At 42.7% G+C, this 12,262-nt stretch carries 12 protein-coding genes and 1 riboswitch; of the genes, 7 read left to right on the top strand and 5 right to left on the bottom strand.

Features of this window, described 5'->3' with window-relative positions; all coding sequences use genetic code 11:
- Window positions 1–45: 45 nt before the first annotated feature.
- Window positions 46–762, bottom strand: coding sequence for a phosphate signaling complex protein PhoU (gene phoU, locus MST18_RS01235; RefSeq protein WP_078189433.1), 717 nt, complete (start codon window positions 760–762; stop codon window positions 46–48).
- An 83-nt stretch (window positions 763–845) separates the two neighbouring features.
- Window positions 846–2,201 (bottom strand): TolC family outer membrane protein, encoded by a 1,356-nt coding sequence (locus MST18_RS01230; protein WP_180133255.1) that lies wholly within the window; start codon window positions 2,199–2,201, stop codon window positions 846–848.
- 314 nt (window positions 2,202–2,515) lie between these two features.
- Here MST18_RS01230 and MST18_RS01225 point away from each other — a divergent pair, with 314 nt between their 5' ends.
- From MST18_RS01225 to MST18_RS01195, 7 genes are all read left to right on the top strand, one after another.
- Window positions 2,516–3,502, top strand: coding sequence for a hypothetical protein (locus MST18_RS01225; RefSeq protein ID WP_180004716.1), 987 nt, complete (start codon window positions 2,516–2,518; stop codon window positions 3,500–3,502).
- 102 nt (window positions 3,503–3,604) lie between these two features.
- Window positions 3,605–3,731: riboswitch (TPP riboswitch) on the top strand.
- Between the two features lie 116 nt (window positions 3,732–3,847).
- Window positions 3,848–5,743, top strand: a complete 1,896-nt coding sequence (gene thiC / locus MST18_RS01220) for a phosphomethylpyrimidine synthase ThiC (RefSeq protein ID WP_078189435.1) — start codon at window positions 3,848–3,850, stop codon at window positions 5,741–5,743.
- Window positions 5,744–5,819: 76 nt separating this feature from the next.
- The gene (locus tag MST18_RS01215) at window positions 5,820–6,440 is read left to right on the top strand and encodes an NUDIX domain-containing protein (protein WP_078192575.1); all 621 of its coding nucleotides are present in this window, start codon (window positions 5,820–5,822) and stop codon (window positions 6,438–6,440) included.
- 10 nt (window positions 6,441–6,450) lie between these two features.
- Entirely contained in the window at window positions 6,451–7,254 is an 804-nt protein-coding gene (gene cpdA / locus MST18_RS01210) for a 3',5'-cyclic-AMP phosphodiesterase (protein ID WP_180024249.1), read from the top strand.
- Between the two features lie 209 nt (window positions 7,255–7,463).
- Window positions 7,464–7,991: an RNA polymerase-binding protein DksA gene (dksA, locus tag MST18_RS01205; RefSeq protein WP_078189438.1), complete on the top strand. Its 528-nt coding sequence runs from the start codon at window positions 7,464–7,466 to the stop codon at window positions 7,989–7,991.
- A gap of 4 nt (window positions 7,992–7,995) precedes the next feature.
- Window positions 7,996–8,913: a tRNA glutamyl-Q(34) synthetase GluQRS gene (gene gluQRS, locus MST18_RS01200; protein WP_373683684.1), complete on the top strand. Its 918-nt coding sequence runs from the start codon at window positions 7,996–7,998 to the stop codon at window positions 8,911–8,913.
- Between the two features lie 85 nt (window positions 8,914–8,998).
- Window positions 8,999–9,259 (top strand): zinc-ribbon domain-containing protein, encoded by a 261-nt coding sequence (locus tag MST18_RS01195; protein ID WP_078189439.1) that lies wholly within the window; start codon window positions 8,999–9,001, stop codon window positions 9,257–9,259.
- On the opposite strand, the gene ftsW is transcribed toward MST18_RS01195, so the two are convergent.
- From ftsW to MST18_RS01180, 3 genes are all read right to left on the bottom strand, one after another.
- Window positions 9,248–10,444: a putative lipid II flippase FtsW gene (gene ftsW / locus MST18_RS01190; protein WP_078192579.1), complete on the bottom strand. Its 1,197-nt coding sequence runs from the start codon at window positions 10,442–10,444 to the stop codon at window positions 9,248–9,250. The two genes, MST18_RS01195 and ftsW, sit on opposite strands and share 12 nt — an antisense overlap.
- Before the next feature lie 21 nt (window positions 10,445–10,465).
- Entirely contained in the window at window positions 10,466–11,812 is a 1,347-nt protein-coding gene (murD, locus tag MST18_RS01185) for a UDP-N-acetylmuramoyl-L-alanine--D-glutamate ligase (protein WP_180049850.1), read from the bottom strand.
- Window positions 11,813–11,971: 159 nt separating this feature from the next.
- A complete protein-coding gene (locus tag MST18_RS01180; RefSeq protein ID WP_180133256.1) occupies window positions 11,972–12,223 on the bottom strand; it encodes a DUF6587 family protein in 252 nt (83 codons plus the stop codon).
- Window positions 12,224–12,262: the final 39 nt, after the last annotated feature.

Here is a 12,262-nt window from a genome sequence, read left to right as displayed (position 1 = left end):
AAAGCCCATCGTTTGATGGGCTTCATTCATATTGGTTTTATTCAATTAACGCTGAACTTTTTGCTCAATTTCTTCAACACTGGTGTGACGGACATCTAGACCTTTCACCATATAAATCACTTGTTCAGAGATATTTCGTGCATGGTCACCAATACGTTCAAGTGAACGCAGCACCCAAAGCACATTCATGACCCGAGTAATGTGCCGTGGATCTTCTATCATATACGTCATGAGGGTACGGGTTGCCGATTGGTACTCGCGGTCAATATCAGCATCGGCCAAAAGAACACGTAAAGCCTGATCTACATCCAAACGTGCAAAGGCATCAAGCGCATCATGAATCATCACGCGGACTTGGTTGCCAATATGACGTGTTTCCATATAACCACGCGGTGAACCACCCTCTTCACACAAGCTTTGTGCAATACGGGCAATTTTTGCCGCTTCATCACCAATCCGTTCTAAATCGGTGTTGGCTTTCGACATCGCAATCACCATGCGTAGATCAATCGCAGCAGGATGACGACGCGCCAAAATTAGGGTAAGCGCTTCATCAATTTCAGTTTCCATACGGTTCACCGTATTGTCTTGAAATTGAACATCAATCGCCATTGTTGCATCCGTATCCAATAAGGCATGAATGGCATTTGCAACCTGCTGCTCCACCAAACCACCCATGGTCATAAATTTGGTATGCACATCCTGCAACTCTTCATTGAATTGCGAAGAAATGTGATGGTTTAAAACAGGATTATTAGGCAAAGCGAGTCTCCACTACAACGTGAATCGGCAGATTTTAGTGCCATATTAAAGCATATTGATTGTGAAACTTTTATGACCATGGCCTATTTCTTTAGTAGGATCGATGGCTGATTTTTCTGATCGACCAACCACGCATTCATTTCCACTAAATCAGCTTCCGTTAATTTCCCAACTGAGGCTTTAAGTTGTAGAACATGAATTAAATAATCGTACTTAGAATTCAGATAATCTTGACGGGCTGAAAAGGCATTACGCTGTGCCAGTAGCACATCAACCATGGTTTTCAGACCTTCCTGATACTGGGCTTGTGAGGCCAACGACACTTGCGCGGAAGAATCCATCGCGGCTTTACGTGCCTGTAATTTACTTTGATCCGTTTCGACTTGCATATAAGATTTTTTTACATCGGTTTGTGCTTTTCGAATTGCTGCATCTACCTGTGCTTGGCTTTTTTCAACATTGATCGCCGCTTGCTTAATGGATTTCTGTGTCCGTCCACCATTAAACACATTCCAGTTCATTTCAATCCCCACCTGATCAAATTGACCATCTTGCGACATGATGGATTGTGGACTTTGCTTGTTATAACCATAGGTCCCTACCGCTTCAATCTGAGGATATAAAGCAGCTTTTTCGACGCGTTTGCCATCTTCCGCATAACGTTGTTGCATACGCGCTTGTAAAATGCCTAGGTTCTGCTCCTGAGCCAGTTCTTCCCACGCTTGTACATTGTTTGGAATCGGTTTTTCAAACTGAAAATCATCACGTAACACCGCCAAATTTTCTCGATATGGCCCAATCAACTGTTGTAATTGTTCCTGCGCCAAAACCAATTGAACATTAGTCGCCATGCGGTTGGCCCGAGCATTTTGATATTGAGCATTGGCTTCGCTGACATCACTTTTTGCCACCAAACCTTCTTTTAATTTAGCATTCATCATGCGCATCTGTTCCGATAGCGCCTGTTCTTCTTGTAAATTGGCAACCGTCAATACTTGCTGACGTAGGACATTAAAATAAGCTTCAGAGACATTTAAAATATGATCTTGTTTTTGAATTCGCAGATTGATTTCACTTAAATTAATCGAGGTCTTGACTTGCTTCAGCCCTTCCCATGCATCCCAACGAAAAATGGGCTGACGGGCAGTGAGCGCAATTTGTCTTGTTGTGGTGCTGTCTGGCATGATCAGCCCGGCTTGAGCGCCGCTTTGGTTGGAATTTTGATTTTTTCGGGTCACATTTCCGGAGATTGTTACCGTCGGGAGTAAGTTCCCATTGGCAATCCCCAAATTCAATTTATCCGCTTCATATTGTAGTTTATTGGCTTGCCAATTGGGGTCTTCTTGTTTTGCACGTTCATAAGCTTGCACAAGGTCTAGCGCACACGCCCATTGACTCGTGAAAAGCAAACAAAGACCCACCACAACTTTTTTGTTCATTTTTTTTGTAAATTCCTAATATTCAAATACCCGAGATTGAATATTCAAGCCTAAAACTAAGCAGATACTAATCATATCCTTGCAAATTTCCGTATGATTTTTATTAATTTTTTATATCAAATGCGACAAAACCGGATAATTTCAGTCGTTTTCGGACACTACTCACAACGCTATAACAAAGAACTGTACAATAGTACACATATTGCACGTGTTTCATCTATAAAATAGTCGACATTCCATCGGACAATACCACTTCTATAGCGCATCGAGTTCCTGTGTCAAAATTTTTTCAGCTGCCTGCAAAGTTTAGTGCAATGTTTTTATGTTTCAGTATGTTGAATGGATGCCAACAACAGCCTGAACCACAACCTGCACCAGAGTTTCCCAACAATAAGACTGTTCAAAAAGAAGCAGTCGATTTGTCTTTGTTGTGCAAAAAACTTGAAAAAAACATGCTGGAAATAGACGATCAACGAACAACTTTCGCTTTAGAACAAATCAACCAAGATCTCAAAGTCTGCTTGCCGCTGTTAAAAGCGGACGAACAAAAAAAATTACTGCGTTTGTCCAATCAAATGTATCGCAACTTTTTACATGTTGAACGTACAGCTCAACAGCAAATGGCGTTCGAACAATTTGCCTTTGATATGGCTCAGCATCCCACCATTCAACAAAATCATTATGAACAGCTCACTGCCCGCGATCAGTATTTACTGAAACATAAAGGCCAAGCTTATGTGGAGTTGTTCGATGCAGGTGAAGGACAATTACGCTATCGCCGCAGTCCTGAATATTTAGCCAAAATTTTTGCGCCTTATATGGAAGAATCTGAGCAAGTCTTTATTGAAAAACTGGCTGAACAAAATGCACAACCCGCCTTGCTGCAACAAAGTTTAGCCATTGAGCCGCAAGAGATTGCGACACGTGCTATTTTTTGGGAAGACTATCTGAAACAATATCCAGATAGCCCCTACAAAAAAGATGCACAACAATTGCTATATCAATATAGCCAGTTGTTATTTATTGGTTCGGCACATAGTCCCGTTTCTAATGATTTTTCAGACCGCCTCAGTATTCAAGCCAGTTCTTTAGAAGAAATTGAACGCTTGGCTCAATTAAAAAACTCCAAATTGGCAGATCAGGCGCGTTTATTTTTAAAATTATTAGATCAAAATACTGCTGCATCTAATCAGCGATCAGAAGCGCAGCTGTTGAATTTAATTGGTGTCCGCAATCCTGATCCGCATTATAAGAAAGACTGTTTTAGTGACGCCATCTGTGTAAATCAGTCCTCTACTTAGCCAATGCAAGTTCAATTGCACACGGGCCTTGCCAAAATTCTGCACTTGAAAATCGATGAAAAATAACACTGTTTTAAAACAGCCTTCATGCTAATATCCGCACAAAGCTTGACGGAGCGCAGGTAATTTCCTGCTGAGATCATCTAAATTTAGTTCGCTAAATTTAAGGATGAGTACCGTTGAACCTGATCAGGTTAATACCTGCGTAGGAATCAAGCCATCTAAAAACTTAAGCCCTTCTTATCTCTTGGTTTTACGCCTTTATTTTCAGGTGAATCCATCAGATAAACTGCCACGTTTTTGGTCGTGCTTGATTCGTTGATGTCATTCATAAGGATCATTGCAATGAACCAATTAACGAATCTCACCGCTTCAGATCGCGCTGCTCAGCATGAACAAGATGCTAAAGATCTCACTCGTATTCTCCCCGCGTCAAAGAAAGTCTATATCCAAGGCTCACGTCCTGATATTCGCGTACCAATGCGTGAGATCAGCCTTACAGATACGCCTACAGGTCTGGGTGGAGAAAAAAATCTACCCATTATGGTCTATGACACCTCTGGTGCTTATACCGACCCCAATATTCAAATTGACCTGAATCAAGGTCTACCTAATGTCCGTGAATCTTGGATTGAGTCTCGAAATGATACGGAAATACTCGATACCTTAACTTCAAAATTTGGACAAGAGCGTCTTCGAGATATTCGTACTGCAGAGATTCGTTTTGCGCATATTTCAAAACCGCGTCGCGCTCGTCGTGGACACAATGTCTCTCAAATGCATTATGCCAAACAAGGCATCATCACCCCTGAAATGGAATACATTGCGATTCGTGAAAATCAGCGCCAGCGTGAAGGTGTTGATATGCGCCAACATGCCGGTCAAAATTTTGGCGCACGCAATTTAACTGAAATCACCCCAGAATTTGTACGTCAAGAAGTGGCTGAAGGTCGTGCCATTATCCCTGCCAACATTAACCACCCTGAATGTGAACCGATGATTATTGGTCGTAACTTCTTGGTGAAAATCAATGCCAACATTGGTAACTCAGCACTTGGTTCAAGCATTGATGAAGAAGTGGCAAAAATGACTTGGGCAACTCGTTGGGGCGCTGACACCATCATGGATTTATCGACAGGTAAAAATATCCATGAAACCCGCGAATGGATTATTCGCAACTCCCCTGTACCGATTGGCACCGTGCCAATTTACCAAGCTTTAGAAAAAGTTGATGGTGTCGCAGAGGACTTAACCTGGGAAATTTTCAAAGACACACTGATTGAACAAGCCGAGCAAGGTGTCGATTATTTTACGATTCACGCAGGCGTACTGCTTCGTTATGTTCCACTCACCGCCAACCGTTTAACAGGGATTGTGTCACGTGGCGGATCCATCATGGCGCAGTGGTGCTTAGCGCATCATGAAGAAAACTTCCTGTATACGCATTTTGATGAAATCTGCGAAATCATGAAAGCCTATGATGTGTCATTCAGTTTAGGTGATGGTTTACGTCCAGGGTGTATTCAAGATGCCAACGATGAAGCTCAATTTAGTGAATTACGCACCTTAGGTGAATTGACTCACCGGGCATGGGAACATGATGTACAAGTCATGATTGAAGGCCCGGGCCATGTCCCAATGCATATGATCAAAGAAAATATGGATCTACAACTCGAGGTATGCAAAGAAGCGCCTTTCTATACCCTTGGACCACTCACCACCGATATTGCCCCGGGCTATGACCACATTACCTCTGCGATAGGTGCAGCAATGATTGGTTGGTACGGCACCGCGATGCTGTGTTATGTGACCCCGAAAGAGCACCTTGGTCTACCAGATAAAAAAGACGTCAAAGATGGCATTATCACCTACAAAATTGCAGCCCATGCGGCAGACCTTGCCAAAGGTCATCCCGGTGCGCAGGCTCGTGATAATGCATTATCCAAAGCACGCTTTGAATTCCGCTGGGAAGACCAATTTAATCTGAGCTTAGACCCTGATACAGCGCGTAGCATGCATGATGAAACTATGCCGAAAGAAGCACATAAATCAGCCCATTTTTGTTCGATGTGTGGACCTAAATTTTGCTCGATGAAAATCACACAAAATGTGAGAGATTATGCAAAAAATCAGCAAGATATGCAGCTTTCTTCAGAATCTAATCCTGAAATTGAAACAGGTTTACAAAGCATGAAAGCGGCCTATCATGAACATGGTCAAAAGTTGTACCACAAAGTGTAAAGCTTAAAAAAAATCTTTTGTATTCAACAAAATCTCGGTTAGGATGAAATGGAAGATTTCATCCTAATTAGCGCTTATGAATATTATTAAACAGGCCACATATAACAAAAAAGATTACAGCATTGAAGGGCGTGAACATCTTTATAAAGGCTTTATTCAAGTTGAAAAAGTTCAGCTTCGACACCGCTTATTCCATCAAGACAGCATGATTCCAACCATTCAGCGTGAATTGATTCATCGTCCTGAAGCAGCAGGTGTGCTGATCTATAGTCATCAACAACAAAAATTTGCCTTAATTGAACAATTCCGCATTGGGGCGATTGATGATGAAACTTCGCCATGGCAACTAGAGATTATTGCCGGCGTGCTCGATGGTGATGAATCTGCTGAAAGCTGCATCCGCCGTGAAAGTTTGGAAGAATCAGGCTGTGAATTAGATGCACTACAGCATTTATTTAGTTTTTATCCCTCTGCGGGTGCCTGCGCGGAATTATTCCACCTTTATAGTGCTGAAGCTGAACTTCCTGAACATGGCGGAGTCTTTGGCATGCCTGATGAAGGAGAGAATATTCAATTGCATATCTTAGATTATGCTGATATTCCTGAATTATTAACCAATGGTCGGCTAAAAAATGCACCTGTCATTATGGCCTTGCAATGGTTACAACAACAAATACATACTACAAGGAATGTCTAAGGGGAAGGACATGACTTTAAGGGATACACCACAATACGACTGGACACTGATCCAGATCTCGGACACACATTTAATGGATCAGGAAGATCTTGAATTTGTCCGCATGAATCCAGAGCAGAGTTTTCACGATGTGATTCAACAAATTCAGTTGAACCATCATCACATCGATACGCTTGTCCATACTGGCGATCTTGCACAAGTGCCGGTAGAGCGTACCTATGCGCGTTATCTCGAATATATGCAACAGCAGCCGTTTCCGTTTTATCAGATTCCGGGGAACCATGACGAAGCGTCTTGCTTCCCATTTCATCAACAGAAAGATCGTGCTCACTGCATCGCATTAGGCAATTGGTGTCTGATTTTACTGAACAGTGCGGTCAAAGGAAAAGTCGATGGTTGGGTATCACAACAGCAGTTGGAACAATTAGATCAGTTGCTCACAGCACACCCACAGCAACATATCATTGTGGCATGCCACCACCACCCTTTTGCCATGCAATCGCATTGGATTGATCAGCACAAATTAAAGAATGCTGAACATCTGATGGATGTGCTTTCACGCCATGACAATGTCAAAATTGTACTATGCGGACACGTACATCAAGACTCGTCTAATCAATGGCGCAATATTCAGTTTTTATCGACGCCTTCGACCAGTGTTCAGTTCAAACCGCATAGTGAAAATTTTGCCTTAGATGAGGCTTTACCAGGGTATCGTGCACTCTATCTGAATGATAATGGTGAATTTAAAACTGAAGTTGTTCGGGTCAAATTAAAACAACCTCAAATTAATGTTGAAATTTCAGGTTATTAACTTTTCAATTTGATTTTTTTGCTTTACTTTATGGCTTCTAAAGGAAAAGTGATAGTTAGAATCCAAACATCAAAGACTATCAATAAGCAGAAAAAGTCTATATGATGACGACCCCCACAGAAGGAAACTCTGTGTTGGGTGGATAAAAAACTTGCATATCACCATATTTTTTGCGTATAGATATATGCATATGATGAGGAATGCCCTACATGGCGAATGACAACCAAAATCAAGTCTTAGACGAACAAACTGATGTAGTAGACGAAAAGTCTACCAAACGCGTGCGCAAATCAAAGCCAAAGGCGACTGAAGGTGGTTCTACTGCAAGCTTATTTGGTATTGAACCTTATCAGCCTAAAAAGAATGAAGAATACATGTCTGAAGGGCAACTTGAGCATTTCCGTCACATCTTATTGGCGTGGAAAGCTGAGTTAATGTCTGAAGTAGACCGTACTTTGAATACCATGCAAGACGAAAATACTGCGCTTCCAGATGTGAACGACCGTGCAACGCAAGAAGAAGAATTTGCGATTGAACTTCGTACACGTGACCGTGAACGTAAACTGATCCGTAAAATTGAACAATCAATTGAAGCGATTAAAAATGATGACTACGGTTTCTGTGAAACGTGTGGTATCGAAATTGGCTTACGTCGCCTAGAAGCACGTCCAACAGCAACTTTATGTATCGACTGCAAAACACTTGCAGAGATCAAAGAGAAGCAAAATAACGGTTAATTCTGTGTTGAGTAATTCCTCTCTAGCCCTCCCTTTAGATAAGGGAGGGAAAGCTGCAGAGCATTACGTGGGTCGGTTTGCGCCATCGCCAACCGGCCCTTTGCATTTTGGCTCTTTAATTACAGCAGTCGCAAGCTACTGCGATGCCCGTGCCCATCAAGGGCAATGGGTCGTTCGTATCGAAGATACCGACATTCCACGTATATTTCCCGGCAGCGAAGAACATATCTTACGTTGTATTGATGCATTTCAATTCGAACCAGATACCGAGATCATTTTCCAAAAAGACCGCCTCGAAATTTATGAGCAAGTCATTACGCATTTGCATGCCCAAGACTTGGTCTATGCTTGTCAATGCACCCGAAAAATGCTCGGTTCGAATCATATCTATCAAGGTACATGTCGTAATCTTGGCCTTCCTCTTCAGGATCAGGCCATTCGAATCAAAGTCGATGCACAGAACATTTGTTTTACCGACCGCTTACAAGGGATGCATTGCTCCAATCTGCAACAGGATTTGGGTGACTTTGTCTTAAAACGCCGTGATGGCATTATCAATTATCAACTTGCTGTCGTGGTTGATGACTACCTACAAGGGATGACCCATGTTGTACGTGGGGCTGATCTTTTGGACAATACCGAACGTCAAATTTGGCTCGGACAAGTTTTGGGTTATCCGCGCCTTGAATACATGCACTTGCCATTGGCAATGAATGATCAGGGACAAAAACTGTCAAAACAGAATATGGCTCAAGCTCTTGATTTAAGCCAAGCGGCACCTTTATTACAACAAGCATTACAAGCCCTACACCAACCGCCAGTCGACTTGGATACGCCACGTATTATGCTACAACAGGCGATTGCGCAGTGGGATATTCAACAAATTCCCCATGGCACAGCATTGCCTCAAATCTATCAATAAACCCACATCCCTATCTGAGCCAATCACTCGATATTCAATTGAATTATGCTTTAATAAAGTGATCAATCGACCATTGGAGAGTCTAATGTTTTTTATTTTTGGAGTTGGTCCGAAAACCAAAGTCATTGAAAAGAGCCAATTTACTTGCCCTGTGTGCCGCAGCAGAACTCAGTATGAGTTGAAACAGCAACGTAATTATTTTTCTTTATTTTTTATTCCATTGATTCCACTATCTAAAGCCAAGGCGAGCTTGGTCAAATGTCTCCATTGTGGAACGGAGATGCCGGCGAGTGTACTGCACCATGCATCTCCCGATCCGCAACGAGATACCAATTTAGAAGCTTGATTCTTCTTTACTTGGGTTTACTTCTTTGGTCGTCGCATCGATCTTTAAGATCAGACTCACCATAACCGCACAGATAATCAGAGAAGACCCCCCATAACTAATAAACGGTAAGGTCAAACCCTTGGTAGGAAGCATGCCCATGTTCATGCCGGCATTCACCAAAATTTGCAGCAAGAAGATAATACTAATGCCATAAGCCAAGTAGCCTGCACGTAAGTATTGATGACGTAAAGCACGATGACCAATGCGAATACAGCAGATCAACATCACAAATGACAGCGTCAATACGGTCAAAATCCCAAAGAAGCCAAATTCTTCGCCCAAAACCGCCAACATGAAGTCGGTATGAGCCTCAGGTAAATACGACATTTTTTGAATACTATGACCCAAGCCGACACCAAACCATTCACCGCGACCAAAAGCCATTAATGCATTCGACAACTGGTAGCCTGCGCCTAATGGATCATTCCATGGATTTGAGAAGGACATCAAACGTTCTAAACGATAAGGTTCAAATAAAATCAAGAACACAAAGGCCATGATGATCGCACCAAAGGCAATTGCGAACTGAATCAACGGTGCACCTGCGAGGAAGAATACCCCTAGCATGGTTAAGGCAATCACCACCGTCGCCCCTAAATCGGGCTCTGCCATGACCAAACCGACAGTTGCAGCCATAATCACTGCCAAACGCACCAAGCCCTTAATATTATTACGGACTTCTTCGGCACGCCGTACCACATAGTCCGCGGTAAATATCGCCATCATGACTTTGGCGACTTCCGAAGCCTGTAAGGTGAAACCAGCAATACGAATCCAACGTTTAGAACCATTGACCTCTGTCCCGACAGCCAATACAGCAGCCAGTAAGATAATCGTGATAATCCATAAAAAGAAGGTGTTATTAAACCAAACATTCAACGGCACTTTATAGGCGATATAGGCGGCGGCGGCGGCGGCGGCAATCGAAATACCGTGTCGTGAAATGTAATGAAAGGCATTTTCATGCATGCGTTCTGCATAAGGCATAGATGCAGATGCCACCATGATCGAACCAATACACAACAATGCCAAAACACAGAACACCAGAACATTGCGCACGTTGACCTCGGCAGGTAACCGAGGAAGCCAACGCTCTACAACTTCATTTATTCTATTTATGGTCGTCTGAGCCAACCCAGCCATACAACTTTCCTTATCGTTCTTTTAAACGAGTGCATTCACACAATCAACAAATTGGTGTCCACGCTCACTGTAGCCTTTAAACATATCAAAACTTGCGCACGCTGGAGACAATAACACCACATCATTGGCTACCGCATTTTGTTGGCACAGCTCAACCGCTTGTTTCAAACTTTCAGCATGAATCAGCGTGGTTGTCCCTTCAATCGCTTTTTCAATAATTGGACGATCTTCACCAATCAATACCGCAACTTTGGCATATTTTGAAAGTGAATCACGCAGGGCAGTAAAGTCCTGCCCTTTGCCTTGACCACCTAAAATAATCGCCACTTTACCGCCTTTGGCTTCAATCGCAGCACCTAGGCCATCAATCGCAGCTAAAGTCGCACCAATATTGGTACCTTTAGAGTCGTTATAATAACGAACACCATGCACTTCTTTGACAAATTCACAGCGGTGCTCTAAACCTTTAAAGGTTTTCAAAGTTTCCAACATGCCTGCTAGTGGCAAACCAATCGCTTCACCCAAAGCTAAACATGCCAAGGCGTTTGCCACATTATGTGTCCCTTGAATATACATGTCTGCACTTTTCAGTAAACGCTCACGACCACGTGCCAACCAAATTGTGCCATCAGTATCGCGTAAAATACCGAACTGATTCATATCTGGTGCATTTAGGCCAAAGCTTTGCATTGGGGTGACATCTGGAACCAATGGGCGTGTTAATGAATCATCACGGTTATACACCACTTTTTTCACCGCTTGGAAAATACGATGCTTCGCAGTGTGATAGCCCATCATATCGCCATGACGGTCCAAATGGTCTTCACTCATGTTCAACACCACAGCCACTTCTGCTGCCAAGTTCGACGTGGTTTCTAATTGAAAACTTGAAAGCTCTAAAACATAAAGTTCAGGATCATCTTTGGTGAGATCCAAAGCTGGACGACCCAAGTTACCACCCACTGCCACTTTTTTGCCTGCATCTGCTGCCATAAGACCAAATAAAGTTGTTACGGTACTTTTCGCATTCGAACCTGTAATTGCGACAATCGGCTTATCTGTCGCACGACGTAAAATTTGAATTTCTGAAACCACAGGAATGTTGGCTGCAATGGCCGCCTGAATTTGCGGTAATTTTGGATCTAGCCCCGGGCTGATAATAATTTCTTCTGCTTGGAGTAATAAATCTTGATCCAACTGACCGAAACTGGTTTGTACATCACTTGGAATTTGATCATGACCCGGTGGAACTGCTCGTGAATCGGTGACTGCAACGCGGTAGCCATGGCTATGTAAGAAATTCACTGCGGAGACACCAGAAATCCCTAATCCGGCAACAACCTTCAATCCACCACGCTGTATTAACATTTTCGCCCCATTTTTTGGTCGGTTTTTAAATCTGACAAAATGTTAGCACTTTGCTGTTTTGAATGCTTTTTATGTTTTCACTTTCTCGCAGTTTTTTTGTGTCCGCTCGTAAAAAAACCGCCCATCTTGGGCGGTTTCTTCAAGCAATTGATGGTGAGTTTATTTCCATTTCACCGCTTGTACTTCAGCTTTTTTTGCAGATGGATTATCCGAAGTTGAACATCCACAACCGCCTGCACAGCCTGCGGCCATTTTGGGCTTTAACCATTTGGCTAAACTATTCCAACCACGGTTTGCACAGTGCTCAGAAAAAGTTGTGAAGACTGAGTTTGATGTTTTTGGAAATACCTTCTTAAACACCACGACAGCACTCCAAATCACCAATACCGCAATAATTATTGATTCAAGCATGTCTCTCTCCTTTGTTCAGCTTTTGCCATTCAAGATTCA

This window comes from Acinetobacter sp. YH12068_T (genome assembly GCF_024606005.1).
Taxonomy (GTDB): Bacteria; Pseudomonadota; Gammaproteobacteria; order Pseudomonadales; family Moraxellaceae; genus Acinetobacter; species Acinetobacter amyesii.
This window is presented reverse-complemented; position numbering and strand designations above follow the sequence as displayed.

What these genes read in the sequence shown, in the direction of transcription:
- MST18_RS01230 (WP_180133255.1), bottom strand. Translation starts at nt 2,201, where the DNA reads ATGAACAAAAAAGTTGTGGTGGGTCTTTGTTTGCTTTTCACGAGTCAA.
- MST18_RS01225 (WP_180004716.1), top strand. Translation starts at nt 2,516, where the DNA reads ATGTTTTTATGTTTCAGTATGTTGAATGGATGCCAACAACAGCCTGAA.
- thiC (WP_078189435.1), top strand. Translation starts at nt 3,848, where the DNA reads ATGAACCAATTAACGAATCTCACCGCTTCAGATCGCGCTGCTCAGCAT.
- MST18_RS01215 (WP_078192575.1), top strand. Translation starts at nt 5,820, where the DNA reads ATGAATATTATTAAACAGGCCACATATAACAAAAAAGATTACAGCATT.
- cpdA (WP_180024249.1), top strand. Translation starts at nt 6,451, where the DNA reads ATGACTTTAAGGGATACACCACAATACGACTGGACACTGATCCAGATC.
- dksA (WP_078189438.1), top strand. Translation starts at nt 7,464, where the DNA reads ATGGCGAATGACAACCAAAATCAAGTCTTAGACGAACAAACTGATGTA.
- MST18_RS01195 (WP_078189439.1), top strand. Translation starts at nt 8,999, where the DNA reads ATGTTTTTTATTTTTGGAGTTGGTCCGAAAACCAAAGTCATTGAAAAG.
- ftsW (WP_078192579.1), bottom strand. Translation starts at nt 10,444, where the DNA reads ATGGCTGGGTTGGCTCAGACGACCATAAATAGAATAAATGAAGTTGTA.
- murD (WP_180049850.1), bottom strand. Translation starts at nt 11,812, where the DNA reads ATGTTAATACAGCGTGGTGGATTGAAGGTTGTTGCCGGATTAGGGATT.
- MST18_RS01180 (WP_180133256.1), bottom strand. Translation starts at nt 12,223, where the DNA reads ATGCTTGAATCAATAATTATTGCGGTATTGGTGATTTGGAGTGCTGTC.